Here is a 15,761-nt window from a genome sequence, read left to right on the forward strand (position 1 = left end):
GAGCGCCCGACAAAGAGTACCTGCGCAGGTTGATCTGTTGTGAACTGACAATGCGCAAATACTACATGTAGCGCAAGACGTCAGTTATTTCATAGGCGTGAGAGCAATGCGTGCTTCATGTTCCGCAGCCGCCCACCCTGCGGGTCTCTTGGTCATTTCGACTGTCTGCACGTTTGGCGCGGGCATTCCTGTTAGCGCTGCGGCGCGGGCGGGCTAAGTGCGCAGTTTTCAAATGCTCAAGTGCTAGGCTCGCTCCGAGCGGTGCTCCACTGCGGCGACCACGCTCCCAACCACATTCCCTCTGAAAGTCGGCTAATGGGATGTGTCGGCTGCTTCCCCACCGTTGGGTTATCCTTAACCGGGATCAACCGCGCAACAAGGAGAAGCAGCTATGTGTGCAAAGAAAACAGGAAGCATCGAAGACCTCGCCGTCATCGGGATCGACATCGGGAAGGATACGTTTCACCTGGTCGGGTTCGACCGGTCCGGCCAGTTGGTCATGCGCAAGCAGATCAAGCGCTTGGCCCTGAATGCCACTTTTGAGCAACTCCCACGCTGCATCGTGGGAATGGAGGCTTGCCTCAGCGCCCATTTTGTAAGCCGAACGCTGCGGGGCATGGGGTTCGAGCCGCGAATCATACCGGCGATTTACGTGAAGCCGTTCAACAAGGGCCAGAAGAACGATTACAACGACGCCGAGGCGATCGCAGAAGCTGCGTTGCGACCCAACCTTCGGACCGTTTCGGAGAAAGACCAGGATCAGCTCGACCTTCAAGCCCTGCACCGGGTCCGGGCACGGCTGGTTTCTCGGCGCACGGCCACCATCAACCAGATCCGGGCCTTCCTGATCGAACAGGGCATCACCGTCAGGTCGGGGCTGCGAGCGCTGAAGAATTCCTTCGAGACGATCCTCGAACAGCGACGGGATGAGATATCGCCCTGGATGAGCGGCATTCTGATCGGGTTCTATGGCGACTGGCTCTGGCTGGACAAACGGATCGCGGATGTCTCTGGCGAGATCGAAGAGATCAGCCGCACCGAAGAGAACTGCGCCAACATCATGACAATACCCGGCATCGGGCCGATGATTTCGACGGCGATGGTCGCGGCCGTCGGCAAAGGCGAAGCATTCGACCGGGGGCGCGATTTCGCGGCATGGGTTGGCCTGGTGCCGCGACAGTTCAGCACCGGCGGTCGCACCATTCTCGGCAGGATCACCAAACGCGGCAGCCGCTATCTGAGGATGTTGTTCGTGCAGGCGGCAAAAGTGATCATGATGCGCCCACACCGATGGTCGGACTTCAGTTTCGGCCCGTGGCTGACCGCTGCGGTCGCCCGTATGCCGCGAAACAAAGCGGCCGTCGCGCTTGCCAACAAACTCGCTCGAACCGCCTGGAGCCTTCTGCGACACGGCACCCGGTTCGACGCGCCAAAAGACGCGGCCATGGAAGCGATCTGACGCCTTCCACGGTCACCAAGGAGTTCGCGATAGAGAGGACAGCATGGAACGGAGAAGATACGCCCCCAGAGTCTGACGGCCCAAATGGTCATCATCGACCTATCCGCTAATGAGACCAAGGCGCGTGCGTAACCCCATCAAGGCCACGGCCCGCGAGCCGATCAACAGGCCGGATACATATGAGCGATTTCCGAAATCGTGCCAAACTCTCGATTGCGAACAGCAGCCGACACATACATTTGGGCCGTCACCGCCGCCCTAACCTCCCCAACCGTGCCAGTTGCGCCAGCATTTTTGATCCTGAGTCTGCGGACCCTGTGACGCCTGCAGAACCCGTCTGCCCCATGCCTTGCCGCACGGGCATCTGCTGCACCCCGAAGAACTGCCGCGCCCTGAGGGCTGCGTATTCCGCGCCACTGGCCCCGCCGATGAGGTAGCGATTGTAGGCCTGCTGGCTTCCCATGGCGGCGCGGGCGAAACTGTATCCGCCACCGAGGCCTCCGGAGAGGGCAGGCATCATGATGTTGCCGGAGATCGCGCGGACAATGAAGGGTGTTGCGATGATGAAGCCCTTGGCCATGAGGACCATCATGAAGAAGGGGAGAAGGGCACCAATGTTGGAAGCCCCTTCCGGATCACCCAACTCGCCGATGAGAGCCGAGGCCACCCCGGTGATGGTCGCGAAGACCCCTGCGATCACGATAGGGTAGATCGCGAAGGAGATAAGCGCGGATAACCAGCGCGCGAAGTAATCCTTGGTCACCTCGAACAGCGTCAGGAAGATCATCACTGGCGCGATCCCGATCAGAAGCGCGATCATCAGTCGGGAGGCCACGAGGATGAAGGCGGCCAGTCCGCCGAGGATTGAGAGCAGAAGAACACCGACGATGTCGAGCATGGCGCCGGCCATCCAGTTCAGTTCGGACCCGGCAGCGTTCAAATAGTTGCCCAGCTCCGCGATCAGCCGGTCGAATTCCTCCGCGAAGGTGCCTGAAGGGCCCGGGCTGCCGCCGCCGACGGAAGCTACAAGCGCGCCCGCGATACTGTCGATCCCATAGAGAATGGCAGACGAGAACGCGTTGAACTGCATCCAATTGGTCGCGAATATCCCGATGAGCCCGATCTTGACCGCGAGCCAGAAAGCCGTGTGCCCATCCATGGCCCGATATTGATAGATCATGTTGATGCCGACGAGGATCACCACCAGCGTTGTCCCCAAAACCAGGAGCGTGCCGACCGTTGCCGCAACCGCACCAAACTGGGTCTCAGCGGCGGTGTCGAGATAGGCCTGGGAGGTTTCAACGAAGTAGGTGACGACACTCATCGCGGGGCTGCCTTACCAATTGCCTGCGGCGTCGCAGATTGCCTGGGCGGCAGGGCGGGCGGCATTGGCGCGGCGGTTGTAGGCGTCCGAGGATTGCAGCATTTCCCACCGTTCGTCGCTCGCGTAGCTCTCCCGAAACACGGCCTCGGCCGCGTCCCAGGACGGGAACCGGGTCGCGCAGTCGCAGTTGCCGGTCTCGACGACCCGCTCGAGGTTCTGTGCCCTGTAGATGTCCTGGACCAGGACGCGATGGTATACTTGGCGGAGCGGGATCTCCTGCATCCAGAGCGGCTCGGCGGGCCGGTCCGGACAAACGTCAAAGCTGCGCTCGAGGGTCGGCACAAGGTTGCGCTCGGCGAGGGCGGGGGTGGTCGTCAGGCCCAGGGCCACGGCCAGCGCACTCAGCGGAAAGCGGCGTCGCGCCCGCATCATGCTGCGGCTCCGAGGGGCGCGGTTTCGCGCTTCAGGAAGACCGTGTGCCCGACATTGGCGAATTCCGAAGTGCTGATCGACACCACCTCCCACCCGTCTGCGCCCTTCTCGTTCAGGCTGGCCTGCATGTCGGAGAGGCTGGTCTTACGGGTCATGGGGAAGGACAGGATATTGTATTCAAACGTCTTCATGGGGAAATTCCAATCTCAGTTGCGCCGGGGAGGTAGAATTCGGTGATGCCGCGTTTGCCGTCATGGCGACCGGCCTGGATGATCACATCGATGGAATTTTCGATGTACTGGATCATGTCCGAATAGGTCATCGGGATTTCGGTCTTCAGAGCTGCGATGGCGAGCCGCTGTACTGCCAATTGCGGGGTTTCGGCATGCAGCGTGGTCATGGACCCGCCATGGCCGGTGTTGATGGCTTCCAGAAAGGTCATGGCCTCCTTGCCGCGCACCTCGCCCAGGATGATCCGGTCGGGGCGCATGCGCAGCGTGGCGGTGAGAAGCACATCGGCGGTCTGGAATTCCGCGTCACGATTGGCGATGAGGGTCACGGCATTTGGCTGGGTCGGCAGAAGCTCGGCCGCTTCTTCGATGGTCACGATGCGTTCCTCGGCCGGTACGTGAGAGAGGATCTTGCGCGCGGCGACGGTCTTGCCGGTGGAGGTGCCACCCGAGACGATCATGTTGAGTTTGTTCTCGACGCAGAAGGCCAGCGCATCATCGATCAAACCCGCGGCCACCACTGCGCGCAAGGCGCGCTTTTTTTCGACGCGCAGGTCTTCGAGCTTGCGCTCTTTTCCGTAGAGGAAATCGAGCGCAATGCCCTCGAGTGGCAGGCTTGAGAAGAACCGCAGGCTGATCGACATGGCCGAGAGCACGGCGGGCGGGGTGATGACCTGTGCGCGGATCGGGCGCCCCTTGTAGGTGATCGAAACCGAGACGATGGGGCGGTCCTTGCTCATCGTGGTATTGGCCGATGAGGCGATCTGGTTGCCGAGGTCCCTGACCTGAACGCCGGTCAGCCTCTGGTCCAGCGCGCGCATGAAGTGATCGCCCTGGAATTCGCCCCAACAGGTCCCGTCGGGATTGATGCAGATCTCGATGACGTCGTCGCGGGCGGCGGCGTTAATCCGGTCGAGCGAGGTTTCGAGATAGCTCAGCGACATGGGCTCAGAATATCTCCAGATCGCGGTCGACCATGACCGTGACGCGTGCGCCTTGGTCGACATAGATGACGGGGCCGATGGAGAGATAATCGCCGATGACGCTGTCCGTCGCATCTGCCAGATCATCGCCCACGTCTTCGAGAACGTCGGCGGCAGTCTCATCCTGGACCTCGGATGCGGCGGCACTTGGTGCGGCGGAAATCAGCGAAATCAGGGCGGCCGACCCGAAACGCTCGGCAAAGCGCGTGTCCACGAACCCCGTGACACCGGAACGGCCCAGTTCATCACCTCCGAAGGAGCTGATCTGGACGGTCTGGTTGTCGGGCAGGATGATCCGGTCCCAGGCGATCGTGACGCGGCGCTGCGCGATATCGACGCCAGCGCGGTAGCGCCCGACGAGACGGGATCCGCGGGGGATCAAGAGGCGCACGCCATCGACGCTGTAGACATCCTCGGACACCACGGCACGGGTCTGGCCGGGCAGGGAGCTGTCAAGGGCAGTTTCCATGACGGCTTGGATCATGGTGCCCTGTAGAATCGTGTTGGAGGGATTGGCGATCACCTCGGCCTGCGTCACCGTCGAGGGCAGCGCCCCGTTCAGCACGAAATCCGTCACCTCGCCAAAAGTGCGTTCGGTCAGAGCCGTTTCATTCGCTCCGGAGGCACCGCCAAAAGCGATGGTGGGCGAGGTGATGCGCCGCTCCTGGAAGGCGCGTTCCTCCGCGGCGCGGCGCTCCAGCTCGGCCATGCGCCGGGCTTCTTCCTCGCGGCGCAGTCGCTCTTGCTCGCGTGCGCGCAGCTCATCTTCCGTGGGGCCCACTGGCGCGGGTTGCGGTCGGCTGGCCTCGAGTTGGGCCAGTTCCAGATCCATGCGGAGTTGCTCAAGGCTGCGATCCCGCGCCGTCAGTTCGTCCTGAAATCGTTGCTGTGCGGCTTCCGAGGCGGCTTGTAGCGCCGCGATCTGAGCGGTCAGCGCGTCGATCGCCTCTGCGGCGGCGGTGTCTTCCTCGACGACCGGTTCGGGGGCGTTGCGCAATTCCTCGATCTGGGTCTGCAAGGCGGTGATCTGCGCCAGAAGCTCCGCGTTGGGCTCGACTGGATCCGGTCCGACGAACACGACCTCTGGCTCGGGCGGGGGCAAGGTCTCGATGGCACCAAAGCCGTCCCCCTCGTTTTGAAACACGTCCGGGGTGGCCGTCGGCAGGGCTTCCTCTTCCTCGGGCTGGGAGAGAAGATAGAGCAGGGCACCACCCGCGCCGATGACGAGGACCACGACCAGCGCGAGAAGGGGCGACCGGCGCTGCGCCGCTATGGGGGCGCGGGCACTGCCTTTCTCAAGGGCGGCGAGGCGTTTTTCCAGCTCGGTGTTCTCGGTATCGCTCATGAGGCGGCCTCCCCGGGCGGGATTGCCTCGATGCAGACCACCTCTTCGCCAAGTCGCAGGACCCATTGGCGGTTCACTCCGCTGACGCGGATCACGCCGTCTTCAGGAGTTTGCGTGTTGACCGTGCGCTCGCGGCCGCCCGCGTAGCGGAAGATCGCGGGCACAGGCGCGTTTCTTGGAAACGCGAAATACGTGAACGTCCCGTCATCCCAGATGCGGGTTGGCGTAAACTCGGTCCGCGCGCTGGCACCGTAGTTGTAGTTCGGCGCTTGGGCGGCGATGGCCCGGGTCGGGCGCGCATCGTCCTCCGGATAGCGGAACTGCACCACGTAGAAGGTTGGGCTGCGGACCTCCTGGACGTTGAAGTAGTAGCTGCGGCGGTTGGTATAGACTGTCACATTGGTATGCACCCCGCGCGCCACAGGCTTGATCGCGAAGGCCTGACCGCCCGGGACGCCGTCGATCTCGAAGCCCTCGGTGTCGCCCGCGATGATCGAGCGGATGCTTTCGCCCTCGCCGAACTCGATGGTGGTCACATGGGTGAGCGACACGCTGAGACGGTAGACCTGACCCTCCTGGTAGGTGGCCAAGCGCACTCGGCTGTCGTTGGGACCGCCACGCGGGATGGCTTCGGCAGAGGCGAGGCCCGGCAACAGGGCAATGACAAAAATAAGCGATCTTATAAACAACAACGTCAGTTCTCCAATCTGTCGGAGCGGATGGAATATTCGAGAACGGTGAAGCCGAATGGATTGGTCCAGACCTCATCGATGGAGCGGCGGGTCTCCGGGCGGAACTCGAAGAGAAGCGTCGCAGTAAAGAGGCCGGTCTGGGTGCCGTTAATGGACGTCAGGCGCTTGCGCAGGCGGACCGTCGCGCGGTTGGTTCCGATCCGGTTGATGCTGAGGATTTCCACGTCGAGCCGAGCATTGGGGCCATAGACCGTCGGCGGGTAATTCTCGTTGGCGCTGTTCCAGATCTGGCGCAGCCCGCTCTCGGCAGCTCCGTCCGAGCGGCGCAGGACGCTGCGGATGCGCAGATCGTTGTCGAGCTGGTTATAGACCTCCCGGTCGGTCACATAGCGGAATACCTCCGCCTCAATGATCGCCTGGTTGGCGGTGACGGATGTGGCCCCAACGGACGCCTCGGGCAGGGCAAAACCAGTGGCGGGATCATAGGGGACAACGACGGGGGGCGGGTCGACGTCGAGGATCGAGACAGCCGCGGCACTCAGACAGCCGATGATACCGAAGACAAGGCCCATCAGGCCAAGGCGTTGCCAGAGCCGTTCGCGGCGTAAAGCACCATAGACCAGTTCTTCCTCGATGATTTCTTGTTCAGTCGCCACCCGTCATGCCCCCACGATTAGTCTGCCCGGAGGTCCGGCAAGGTGAAATCCATGAAGCGCTGCTCTTCGGCGATGGTGGCGGCATCGATCACGCCGCCGGTGCCATCGCCCACGGTCTGGATGGCTTCGAGTTGCCACATGGCGACCAGCGCAATGGCGAGCTCCGCGGTCACGCGCGTGTTGAGATCGATGCTTTCCTTGAGTTCGTCCATGTCGTCGATGAGCCCGACAAGGCGGTCTACCCGCTCGAGCGATTGGCCGGCATCCTCATAGCTGTTCTGGGCGGCGGCTGAGACGAGCGCGCCGGTGGTGGCCTGCGTCGCCACGCGGTTGGCCCCGGGATTGCCGCTCGCGGCCATTTCCGAGAGGGTGTCCTCGTCAAAGCCGAGGTCGGCCAGCACCCGGTCCATCTGGGTTTCGATCTCGCCTGCGCCGGAGCCGGACAGGCCGGAGAAATCCCCCGTCTTGATCGCCTCAATCGTGGCGAGGATGTCCCCGAACTCCTGGTCGAGTAGGCCATTGAGTTCGTCTTCCATCTCGGTGCGGATGATTTCTGGAAGCTCGGCGAGGCGGGTGAGGGCCTCGTAGGTTCTTTGCAGCTCCGCGAGTTGGTCCGTGAGAAGGCCGAGCTGTTCGCGGAGCTGCGTCAGCTGCTCGTTCTGCAGGATCTCGTCCTCGATCATCTGCCGGAGCTGCTGGATATTTTGCGTGATGTTCTGGGTGTCGACGACGGGCACGCCTTGCGCGAGGGCAGGGGATAGGGCGTCCAGATGCAGGCCAATCCCAAGCGTTGTGGCCAAGGCCGTCCTCAAGAGCAGATGTCCCATCATTCAATCCCCCTGATCGTAAAATCCATGAACGCGCCTTCGGCCATGCGGGCGCTGGCCTGGGCCAGCTCTTCGGCAGAGAGGACGCGGGTGCGTGCCGCCTGAAGCCGGATGCGGGCGGCCACGAGACGCACGAGTTCGGCGCGTGCATAGGTGTTGAGCGCGACGCTCTCCTGCACATCCTCGGTCTCGGAGATCCGCGTGACGATGTCGGAAATGCGCAGGGCGGCTTGGCGGATCGCGGCTGGTGAGTTGCTGCCATAAAAGGCTGCCCCATGACCCGTGAGCGAGAGGTTGGCATTGGCGAGAAGCGCCGGATCGATCGTGCCAAGCGCATCGATCCCTCCGATACGGCTCAGATAGAGATTGTAGCGTTCAGGGATGACCGACACGTAATGCTGGGTCTCGCGAAAGGGCGGAACGCCGCCATACTCGAAAACCCGGCCGGGTCCGGCGTTATAGGCCGCGAGGGCGTTGATGATGTTGCCATCAAATGTGTTGAGCTGGGTCGCGAGATAGCGCGCGCCGCCATGCACCTGTAGGTAGGGGCTGTCATAATATTCCGGGTTGATGCCGAGATCGCTGGCCGTGCCAGGCATGATCTGTGTGAGACCATAGGCGCCGACGGGAGACCGTGCACCGATGGTGAAACGGCTTTCCTGCCAGATCAGCGCTTGCAGCAGCGCGCGCCATTGGACGGGGGAGAGGCCTGCGCGGCCAACACCCGCAAAGCCGCTGGTTTCCTGGGCGACGCGGATGATGAGCTGCTCGATGTTCTCGACGGCGTCGCCGAACATCTGCGCACCGCCGGGATTGGGGTCGATGTCGGCATTGCCATAGGCCGCCTCGACTGACCGAGCCGGATCCCCGCTGCCGCTTTCCAGCCCCGAGACCATAGCCGGCAAGCCCTGACCGCCGAAGCTGGTCTGGGCATCGAGGATGCGTTGCAGGGTTTCCAGCTGCTCCCGTTCGATCTCGGCAATGAGTTCGCGCACGGCAAGCTTGTCGGCCTGAACGGCCAAGTCAGCCTCGCGATCGCCAGTCTCGACGATGTCACGCGCGGTCAGCCCACTGTCATTGGTCGGCACGCCCTGAGACAAGGCGAGACCGGGCAGCAGGCAAAACGCGAGGATATGAGGCAGGCTAGACTTCAATGTCGCCCTCCGGCGCGCCGAGCGGTGCGAAGTGGCAATCCTGGGCTGTCGCTGCCGTCGAGGCGAGAAAGGAAAAGCAATTAGCCTGCGGCTCCCGATACTGGGTGCAGGAGGCCAGCGCGCCGAGCGCAGCCAAAGCGACAAGAATACGGATCATGAAAGCCTCCAGAAGTCTGGGCGGTCGCGGTAATCGGCGCCGACGAGCGCCTCGCCTTTCTCCATGCCGCCAAGGATGGTGAGATTGGGCCCAAGAGCACTGAGATCGGCATCGACGACGATTGAGCCCTGATCGTCGCGGATCAGTGCGAGGCGGCTGTTGCTGCCCGTGTTGAGAAGGACGTCGAGTTCCTTCTCCGTGAGGTTCAGCATGGCGTAATCCGAGGCACTGGCGCGGATATTGGGCAGCAGGATCTGCGTCGGCACGGCCTCGACGATGGTCTTGCCGGTCCGGGTACGTTCGAGCTGGCTTGCGTATTGCGTCATCATCACCGCGACGGTGTTCTGCTTCCGCGCGGTCACCAGCCAGTTCGAGAGCCGCTCGGCGAAATACGCATTGTCGAGCGCCTTCCAGGCCTCGTCGATCACGATGATGGTGGGGTGGCGGTCCTCGATCTCGCGCTCGACCCGGCGAAAGAGATAGGAGAGGACCGCCATCCGCTCCTTGTCGGCCTCGCTGTCGAGAATGCCGGTCAGGTCGAAACCCACGACGTCGCCCTTGAGCGAAAAAGTGTCCTCAAGGCTCTGTCCGAAGATCCAGCCGTAGCGGCCGTCTTCGGTCCACTCGAGCAGGCGCTGGTGCAGATCGCCGCCATCATCCGTAGACACAAAAAGCGATGCGAAATCCCGCCAGTTCCGCAGGGCGGGGTTTGTGGCCTGGGCATTCTGGCGCACGACTTCCTGGATGCGGTTGGTCTGTGCGGGCGTCAGGGGCTTGTCAGCGCGGTAGAGCAGGGTGGCAAGCCAGTCCGAGAGCCAGGCGGTGCCGCGCGCATCGGTCTCTGTCCAGAGCGGGTTGAGGCCCGTGGGCTGACCGGCGTTCAGGGACGCGTAGCGCCCGCCATTCGCGCGGACCGCCATCTCCATACCAAGACGGTAATCGAAGACGAAGACCCGGGCGCCCGCGCGACGGGCCTGGGTCATCAGGAAGGCCGACAGCACCGATTTGCCCGACCCGGGCCGCCCCATGATCAGGGTATGGCCGCTGGTCGGTTCTTTGTCGGGCGAGCCTTGCTCGTGATAGGAAAACCGGTAGGCGCTCTGCTCCGGCGTGGGCAAATAAGTGACGACCCGGCCCCATGGGGTTTTCGCGGCGGGTTTGCCGAGTTGTGTCCGGTGAAAGGCCGCAAAATCCGCGAAGTTGCGATTGGTGACGGCGCTGGCGCGGACGCGCTTTGGCTGGTTGCCGGGATGCTGGCTGAGGTAATGCGCCTTTGCGGCGACCCGCTCGCCGATCATTTTCACTCCCTCGGTCGCGGCGGCGTTCACGATTTCGGCGCTGAGGGTTTGCAGCTCTTCGAGCGTTTCGCAGAAGAGTGTGACGACCATATGGTGTTCGCCGAAGCTTTGGCGCTTGGCCTCGAGATCATCGGCGGCGATGTCGAGGGCTTCCAGGAGCGAGAGGGCCGCGTCCTGGCTGGCCTGCATCTGGCGCTTTTGCCGCTTGATGCGGCCCGCCATGAGGTTCGAATTGATCGGCGTGAAGGAGTGCGTCACGATCATGTCAACCGGCAGGTTCAGCATGTCGAACATTGTGCAGGAGGTGCCTTCCGAGTATTCCCCGATGGTGAAACTCTTGCCGTAGCGATGGCCCACGACGCCTTCGGAAAGCTCGAAATGGTCGCCGTGGAACGTCACGCGGGTATTGGCGACGTTGAAGGACAGAAAGCCGTAGGTGTTGGCCGGGTAGAGCGGCAGCTCGGTGCCCGTGTTGAGCGCGCCCAGAAACCCCACCAACTCCCCCGATGCGGCTGACAGCAGGCGCGGCTTGAGCTCTGCGAGGCCCGAGAGGAAGACGTTCACGGCCTCGCCGAGGCGCTGCAAGCGTTTGCGGGTCTCCTCTTTCAGACGGTCCGGCGCGCTGCGACCGAGGAACGGCAAGAGGCTTTTCGGGGGCGGCCGGTGAATGACGGTGAGCGTCAGGGTCTTGTCGCGCAGCCCACTGGTCTCGAGTTTCGCGCGCCAGCGACGGTCCACCTCGCCCGCGAAGCTGTCCTCACGGATGGGGTCGAGATCAGGTTTGATGGCCTTGGAGACCTTGTGGACGTAATAGCTGAATTCTGGCCCGAGTTGCGCGACGATGCGAGCAAAAAGCGCCGTCACCTTGTCGAGATAGGCATCGTCCGTCGTGTAGCTGTTGATCCCCTCAAGGCGAATGCACCGGAAGAGTTCGTTCACCCGGGTCCGCACGGTCTGGTCGTCGACGAGGCTCACATAGGGCAGCATATGCGCAAGCCGGGTCTCGCGCGCATACCAGTCTGGCGTCATTGTGCGGGCATCGAGCGCAGCATCACGGGCGTCATCACGGGGCATAGCTGTCCCCGCCATGGATGGACCTGTTGCGCGTGGGCGGTGTCTCCTGCAGGGCTGTCATCATCACGTCGATGAAACGCGGGTCCCAATCTGCGGCCTTCCAAAGCACCGGGTAGAGAAGGGCCGCGACAGCCAGTACCGCGATGTGCTGGACCCAGACGAACAAGAGCACCGACCCGAAAAGCCAGACCATCGCGTACATGATGGGCAGGCCCAGAAGCTTGGGCGGGCGCACGAGGCCGAGAAAGAGAGGCGAGCGCTCAGCCACCGGCAAAGACCGCGGCAACGATGGTGGGGGCAGCCGCGACACCGGCGATGCCGACCAGGACCCAGAGCGCCTGGCGCAGATCGATGATGTTGAAGAACCAGCTGAGAAAGACCCCGAGAACGGCAAGCGTCGCGATGACAACGCCAAGTGGGCCGGTCAGCGCATCGACGATGCCCTGTAACAGGCTCTGGATCGGGGAGAGATCGATGCTCTGTGCTAGGGCGGGCTCGGCAATGAACAGGAATAGCGCCAGCGAGGCGACAAAGAGGTTTGAAATCTGTCTCACGAATTTGATCCTTCCAATCGGGCCACGACAGCCATGACGCGGGCCACGTGGTTCTGGGTTTCTCGGTAAGGGGGAATGCCACCGTGTTGGCGCACGGCGTCCGGCCCCGCGTTGTAGGCCGCCAGCGCCAGATGCGGATCGCCGAACGTCTCCAGCATCATCGCGAGGTAGCGGGCAGAGCCGTCGAGGTTCTGTTGGGGGTCACGCGGGTCGACGCCCAGATCACGCGCGGTGTCGGGCATCAGCTGACCAAGGCCAATGGCGCCCGCATGTGAGATCGCATCCTGCCTGTAGGCGCTCTCAACCTCGATATTGGCGCGGTAGAGGCTCAGCCAGTCCGTGACGGAAAGCTCCGCGCGCCTTAGGCCGGGGTGGCTGGCATAACGCAGGGCCGTGGTCTCTATGGCGTTTAGGACATCGGCACGGGGCAGGGGTGCCGGACCGACACGGGCTGCAAAGCGCATCGCTTCTCGCTCTGGCACAGTTTCATCGCTGCCGAAAATCGCAAGTTCGTCGGCTGCCGATCCCTGACCGATGCCGTCATTGTAGTTCCGAGCAAAACTGCTCTGAGACCGGGATGGGGTCAGAGAGCCGTCGCTCTCCATGACCAGGACCATTTGCGCTGAGGCAGGTGCTGCGACCAGCCAGAGACAGACGAGGTTAGCTGCCAGCGCCCTTGTCTGATGGGGCTTTGTCTGACGGCGCGAGTTTGTGGGTCCGGCTTGTTCCCGCTTCAAGCGGCAGGTCGACATGCGCAAAACCAAGGCCAATGAAGAAAGACACCACGCCGGAGATCGTTTTGAATTCGCGGATCTTGATATCGTTGTAGGTCGTCCGCGTGCGGGCGGTGACGAGGAGCTTTTCCACCCCGTCATCAGAGACAACGCGCATGATCCAGACCCCGTAATAGCTGGGGCCTTTCTTATGTGCCGACTCCTGGCACAGGATTTCTGCGCTATGGCCGCTTTCCACGAGCTCGCGGAATCTGGCTTCCGTAACCACATTTGGTGCTTCGATGTCCCAGTTCATGGCCCGGCTCACGCTTTCTCCAATGGCGCAACCTCGGGGATTCCTACTTGAACCCCAGAGTTACGATATTATACTATCAACCGCAAGATGTAATATCGTGCTTTAGCTGTAGTTTGGTTACGCAAACACTAGTCACGGCCAGTGTCCGCGATCAAGGAGATAACAGGTTTGAGAAACCCAAGGTTGACAGGCCTGCTCTCATTACAAGCTATGGCCCTCCTGATCTGCCTCCCCGGGCCGGGTTTCGCGGAATCCTGCTTCGCCCCGGCTCGTCCTTTCCTGCCAAGCGATTCGCAGGCAGCGCGAGACTATGCGGACATCATCCGTGGCGATTTCGAAAATTACATCCAGGATATCCAGAGCTACTTCCGTTGCCTCGACGGTGAACGGGCCCGTGCCTTCGAGGAAGCGAGGGAGGTCAGTGAGGACTACGGCCGATTTCTGCAATTGGTAGGGGATTGATGGGCAGCCTCGGGAGCATCAGACTTGCAGCCCATGGAAACCAGACGCCGATAACACCCTCAAATATCTACTTTTTAGATAATAGATTTCATCCGCTAGCGACGTCACAAAAGGTATGTGACGCGTGGCAAAGACAATCAGAAGCACGGGACAGGTGGCACTTTGCCAGGCATTGGTCGACGCCCGCATCAAGGCGGGCCTCGGTCAGGAGGACTTGGCGGTCAAGCTCAAGTGCCATCAATCCCTCGTGGCGCGCATTGAAAGCGGCCAACGCCGGGTCGACGTCGTCGAACTGGTCGTCCTCGCCCGCGCCATCGGCTTTGACCCCTCCGAGGTTCTGGCGATCGTTGAAGCCGCCACGGAGCCCGACCACCGGATTTGAGCCATTTCATCTTTCGAGAACACGGGAGCTGACTTCTCCCGGTGTGAATTCGTTACCGCGAGGACGAACAGTAACCGATTTTAACGAGGCCCGGCACACGGTTGCAGCAAACGCTTTGGATCTGAGCTGCTATCCGCAACGCCAAATTGCAGGAAGTCAGTAAACAGTGAACGAAAATGAGGTCGAAGGCGTCGCGATCGCCAATTTGATTGCAGCCGATGAAGAAACCATTGTCGGCTGGGTATATCGCTGGAACACAGGTGCTCTGGCAATCCGGTGGGACATGCATGGCCCACAGCGCGTCTCAAGGATTTACCCGGATCTCTGCGATGCCGATAAAGCTGAAATCGACTTCGCGTCTCTCACGCAGCTGAATTGTCGCTACGACTGACATGGAAGAATATGGCCTTTATGGCCCTCAATTGTGTGGTTTTTCGTGCATTCCAGGTTTGATCTCGTACAAGGCTTTGCGCGACGTCGTAGTAGCTCATCAGTCAGTAATTGACCTGCTCGAAGCCGTAATTCCCGCTATAGTCACGCCACTCTATGAAGACGGATCTGTGATAAATGTTCGGGCAGTGCTCGCCCCACCGCTCAAGACCGGCATGCGCCGCGGGAAGCGCTGCGGGTGACGACGACCTCCACGAAAAATCGCCCTGGATCCCATAGGTGCCGAGGACAACGACTGCGCTGCGGTTGCAGTCGCCATCTCGCCCGGATTCGTGCTGTCGTGCATACCGTACATCGAAGACGCGGATGGAGCGCACGAAATTGAATTCAGGCCCACTGATATCGATGTCGGCGCGGTCTTCTACGAGATGGAGGGCGTAATCAGCCCTTACGAGGTTGTCCCAGGCCGCGTTGGAGCCTCTGAACCCGCGCATCCCGCCTGTTGTGGCGGCCTGATCGAAGAGCGGGGCTGAAGAGTTTGATGAGGTTCCTGAACCACCATATAGGGCATCGAAGATCCGGTCCGTGGGGCGCGACCTGGCAGGCCCATCGTAAGACGCACCCATGGGGCAGCGCCAAATCTGCAGCGGCGGCTCCACCGGCCAAGGTGTGATGCGCCGGATGAACTCGGCCCGCGCGCGTGCGCATGGCACGGAAGCCGGCCACCCACCGGACAAACACAGCAGGATGGCGCAATCGATCTGATAGGTTTGGGCGCGGGCTTGCGTCGGAACTGTTGGCCCGGTCAAGGCAAGAGCTAAAAAGGCCGCCAGAGGGAGGTTTTTGAATTCGAAACGCATGGCAAGAACCCTTGACAATCTTCACTCAGCATACATACGAAAATATACTATTGCAACATTGATGATGCGTGTTGCGGTTGCGGCGGTCAGCAAGATCGCGAGCTGACAGCGTCGGCTTGCCCACCCTGAGGAAACCATGCGTTCCAGCGATTAGCCTTGATCGCATTGATTGCGATGATTACAATCTGCTCAGGAGGATATCATGGCAAGCATTACCATCCGGAACCTTGATGATGACGTGAAGCGCCGCCTTCGCATCCGCGCGGCCGAGCATGGCCGTTCGATGGAAGAGGAGGCGCGCGAAATCTTGCGCCATGTCGTCGGTGAAGCGAAGCCATCCCACGATCTTGCCGCGGCGATCCGGGCGCGGGTCGCGCCGCTGGGTGGCGTTGATCTCGACCTTCCGCAGCGTGAAGCCATGCGTGAACCGCCCGCGTTCGACCAGGCCTGACG

Annotated in this window: 21 protein-coding genes; 5 read left to right on the forward strand and 16 right to left on the reverse strand. The window is 61.8% G+C overall.

Translation table 11 applies throughout. The features are described 5' to 3' along the window. The first annotated feature begins 391 nt into the window (after positions 1-391). Complete coding sequence (locus TQ29_RS18920; RefSeq protein ID WP_054540675.1) at positions 392-1,459, forward strand: IS110 family transposase; 1,068 nt, start codon at positions 392-394, stop codon at positions 1,457-1,459. 247 nt (positions 1,460-1,706) lie between these two features. Here the strand turns inward: TQ29_RS18920 and TQ29_RS18925 are convergent, their stop codons facing one another. Genes TQ29_RS18925 through TQ29_RS18990 form a run of 15 tightly spaced genes read right to left on the reverse strand, consistent with a single transcriptional unit; the run spans position 1,707 to position 13,214 of the window. Next, positions 1,707-2,783 (reverse strand): type IV secretion system protein, encoded by a 1,077-nt coding sequence (locus TQ29_RS18925; RefSeq protein WP_054540676.1) that lies wholly within the window; start codon positions 2,781-2,783, stop codon positions 1,707-1,709. 12 nt (positions 2,784-2,795) lie between these two features. Then, complete coding sequence (locus tag TQ29_RS18930; RefSeq protein WP_054540677.1) at positions 2,796-3,215, reverse strand: hypothetical protein; 420 nt, start codon at positions 3,213-3,215, stop codon at positions 2,796-2,798. Continuing rightward, the gene (locus tag TQ29_RS18935; RefSeq protein ID WP_054540678.1) at positions 3,212-3,406 is read right to left on the reverse strand and encodes a DUF4177 domain-containing protein; all 195 of its coding nucleotides are present in this window, start codon (positions 3,404-3,406) and stop codon (positions 3,212-3,214) included. Before TQ29_RS18935 ends, TQ29_RS18930 begins: the two co-directional genes overlap by 4 nt. Next, complete coding sequence (locus TQ29_RS18940; RefSeq protein ID WP_054540679.1) at positions 3,403-4,389, reverse strand: ATPase, T2SS/T4P/T4SS family; 987 nt, start codon at positions 4,387-4,389, stop codon at positions 3,403-3,405. Before TQ29_RS18940 ends, TQ29_RS18935 begins: the two co-directional genes overlap by 4 nt. A gap of 4 nt (positions 4,390-4,393) precedes the next feature. Continuing rightward, a complete protein-coding gene (locus tag TQ29_RS18945; protein ID WP_054540680.1) occupies positions 4,394-5,773 on the reverse strand; it encodes a TrbI/VirB10 family protein in 1,380 nt (459 codons plus the stop codon). After that, positions 5,770-6,465, reverse strand: a complete 696-nt coding sequence (locus TQ29_RS18950) for a TrbG/VirB9 family P-type conjugative transfer protein (protein WP_054540681.1) — start codon at positions 6,463-6,465, stop codon at positions 5,770-5,772. Before TQ29_RS18950 ends, TQ29_RS18945 begins: the two co-directional genes overlap by 4 nt. Before the next feature lie 2 nt (positions 6,466-6,467). Then, positions 6,468-7,121, reverse strand: coding sequence for a virB8 family protein (locus TQ29_RS18955; RefSeq protein WP_054540682.1), 654 nt, complete (start codon positions 7,119-7,121; stop codon positions 6,468-6,470). A 17-nt stretch (positions 7,122-7,138) separates the two neighbouring features. Next, positions 7,139-7,948 carry a type IV secretion system protein gene (locus TQ29_RS18960; RefSeq protein ID WP_054540746.1) on the reverse strand — a complete coding sequence of 270 codons (810 nt, stop codon included), beginning with the start codon at positions 7,946-7,948 and terminating at the stop codon, positions 7,139-7,141. Beyond that, positions 7,948-9,102 carry a lytic transglycosylase domain-containing protein gene (locus TQ29_RS18965; RefSeq protein ID WP_173585995.1) on the reverse strand — a complete coding sequence of 385 codons (1,155 nt, stop codon included), beginning with the start codon at positions 9,100-9,102 and terminating at the stop codon, positions 7,948-7,950. The genes TQ29_RS18960 and TQ29_RS18965 overlap by 1 nt, the downstream gene beginning before the upstream one ends. Continuing rightward, the gene (locus tag TQ29_RS21005) at positions 9,092-9,259 is read right to left on the reverse strand and encodes a hypothetical protein (protein WP_173585996.1); all 168 of its coding nucleotides are present in this window, start codon (positions 9,257-9,259) and stop codon (positions 9,092-9,094) included. The genes TQ29_RS18965 and TQ29_RS21005 overlap by 11 nt, the downstream gene beginning before the upstream one ends. Further along, entirely contained in the window at positions 9,256-11,631 is a 2,376-nt protein-coding gene (locus TQ29_RS18970) for a type IV secretion system DNA-binding domain-containing protein (RefSeq protein WP_054540684.1), read from the reverse strand. Before TQ29_RS18970 ends, TQ29_RS21005 begins: the two co-directional genes overlap by 4 nt. Continuing rightward, on the reverse strand, positions 11,621-11,899 hold the full coding sequence (locus TQ29_RS18975) for a type IV secretion system protein VirB3 (protein ID WP_009808059.1): 279 nt from the start codon (positions 11,897-11,899) through the stop codon (positions 11,621-11,623). The genes TQ29_RS18970 and TQ29_RS18975 overlap by 11 nt, the downstream gene beginning before the upstream one ends. Continuing rightward, the gene (locus tag TQ29_RS18980) at positions 11,892-12,185 is read right to left on the reverse strand and encodes a TrbC/VirB2 family protein (RefSeq protein WP_012187163.1); all 294 of its coding nucleotides are present in this window, start codon (positions 12,183-12,185) and stop codon (positions 11,892-11,894) included. The genes TQ29_RS18975 and TQ29_RS18980 overlap by 8 nt, the downstream gene beginning before the upstream one ends. Beyond that, positions 12,182-12,802, reverse strand: a complete 621-nt coding sequence (locus TQ29_RS18985; protein ID WP_054540685.1) for a lytic transglycosylase domain-containing protein — start codon at positions 12,800-12,802, stop codon at positions 12,182-12,184. The genes TQ29_RS18980 and TQ29_RS18985 overlap by 4 nt, the downstream gene beginning before the upstream one ends. Positions 12,803-12,845: 43 nt before the next feature. Continuing rightward, positions 12,846-13,214, reverse strand: a complete 369-nt coding sequence (locus TQ29_RS18990) for a hypothetical protein (protein WP_054540686.1) — start codon at positions 13,212-13,214, stop codon at positions 12,846-12,848. A 210-nt stretch (positions 13,215-13,424) separates the two neighbouring features. Here TQ29_RS18990 and TQ29_RS18995 point away from each other — a divergent pair, with 210 nt between their 5' ends. The 3 genes from TQ29_RS18995 to TQ29_RS19005 all read left to right on the forward strand — a co-directional run bounded on the left by TQ29_RS18995 (position 13,425) and on the right by TQ29_RS19005 (position 14,449). Then, positions 13,425-13,676 (forward strand): hypothetical protein, encoded by a 252-nt coding sequence (locus tag TQ29_RS18995; RefSeq protein WP_054540687.1) that lies wholly within the window; start codon positions 13,425-13,427, stop codon positions 13,674-13,676. A 124-nt stretch (positions 13,677-13,800) separates the two neighbouring features. Continuing rightward, positions 13,801-14,058 carry a helix-turn-helix transcriptional regulator gene (locus tag TQ29_RS19000; RefSeq protein WP_054540608.1) on the forward strand — a complete coding sequence of 86 codons (258 nt, stop codon included), beginning with the start codon at positions 13,801-13,803 and terminating at the stop codon, positions 14,056-14,058. A gap of 166 nt (positions 14,059-14,224) precedes the next feature. Continuing rightward, positions 14,225-14,449, forward strand: a complete 225-nt coding sequence (locus tag TQ29_RS19005; protein ID WP_054540607.1) for a hypothetical protein — start codon at positions 14,225-14,227, stop codon at positions 14,447-14,449. 103 nt (positions 14,450-14,552) lie between these two features. Here the strand turns inward: TQ29_RS19005 and TQ29_RS21010 are convergent, their stop codons facing one another. Continuing rightward, positions 14,553-15,308 carry a hypothetical protein gene (locus TQ29_RS21010; protein WP_173585997.1) on the reverse strand — a complete coding sequence of 252 codons (756 nt, stop codon included), beginning with the start codon at positions 15,306-15,308 and terminating at the stop codon, positions 14,553-14,555. Positions 15,309-15,510: 202 nt separating this feature from the next. Between TQ29_RS21010 and TQ29_RS19015 the strand changes: the two genes are divergently transcribed. Next, a complete protein-coding gene (locus tag TQ29_RS19015) occupies positions 15,511-15,759 on the forward strand; it encodes a hypothetical protein (protein ID WP_054540688.1) in 249 nt (82 codons plus the stop codon). Positions 15,760-15,761 lie beyond the last annotated feature (2 nt).

The sequence above is a fragment of the Actibacterium sp. EMB200-NS6 genome (genome assembly GCF_001305615.1).
Lineage (GTDB): Bacteria > Pseudomonadota > Alphaproteobacteria > Rhodobacterales > Rhodobacteraceae > Actibacterium_A > Actibacterium_A naphthalenivorans.

Bases quoted from the DNA above. Each gene is read 5' to 3' on its own strand.
- TQ29_RS18920 (WP_054540675.1), top strand. From the start codon at position 392: ATGTGTGCAAAGAAAACAGGAAGCATCGAAGACCTCGCCGTCATCGGG.
- TQ29_RS18925 (WP_054540676.1), bottom strand. From the start codon at position 2,783: ATGAGTGTCGTCACCTACTTCGTTGAAACCTCCCAGGCCTATCTCGAC.
- TQ29_RS18930 (WP_054540677.1), bottom strand. From the start codon at position 3,215: ATGATGCGGGCGCGACGCCGCTTTCCGCTGAGTGCGCTGGCCGTGGCC.
- TQ29_RS18935 (WP_054540678.1), bottom strand. From the start codon at position 3,406: ATGAAGACGTTTGAATACAATATCCTGTCCTTCCCCATGACCCGTAAG.
- TQ29_RS18940 (WP_054540679.1), bottom strand. From the start codon at position 4,389: ATGTCGCTGAGCTATCTCGAAACCTCGCTCGACCGGATTAACGCCGCC.
- TQ29_RS18945 (WP_054540680.1), bottom strand. From the start codon at position 5,773: ATGAGCGATACCGAGAACACCGAGCTGGAAAAACGCCTCGCCGCCCTT.
- TQ29_RS18960 (WP_054540746.1), bottom strand. From the start codon at position 7,948: ATGGGACATCTGCTCTTGAGGACGGCCTTGGCCACAACGCTTGGGATT.
- TQ29_RS21005 (WP_173585996.1), bottom strand. From the start codon at position 9,259: ATGATCCGTATTCTTGTCGCTTTGGCTGCGCTCGGCGCGCTGGCCTCC.
- TQ29_RS18970 (WP_054540684.1), bottom strand. From the start codon at position 11,631: ATGCCCCGTGATGACGCCCGTGATGCTGCGCTCGATGCCCGCACAATG.
- TQ29_RS18985 (WP_054540685.1), bottom strand. From the start codon at position 12,802: ATGGTCCTGGTCATGGAGAGCGACGGCTCTCTGACCCCATCCCGGTCT.
- TQ29_RS18990 (WP_054540686.1), bottom strand. From the start codon at position 13,214: ATGAACTGGGACATCGAAGCACCAAATGTGGTTACGGAAGCCAGATTC.
- TQ29_RS18995 (WP_054540687.1), top strand. From the start codon at position 13,425: ATGGCCCTCCTGATCTGCCTCCCCGGGCCGGGTTTCGCGGAATCCTGC.
- TQ29_RS21010 (WP_173585997.1), bottom strand. From the start codon at position 15,308: ATGCGTTTCGAATTCAAAAACCTCCCTCTGGCGGCCTTTTTAGCTCTT.
- TQ29_RS19015 (WP_054540688.1), top strand. From the start codon at position 15,511: ATGGCAAGCATTACCATCCGGAACCTTGATGATGACGTGAAGCGCCGC.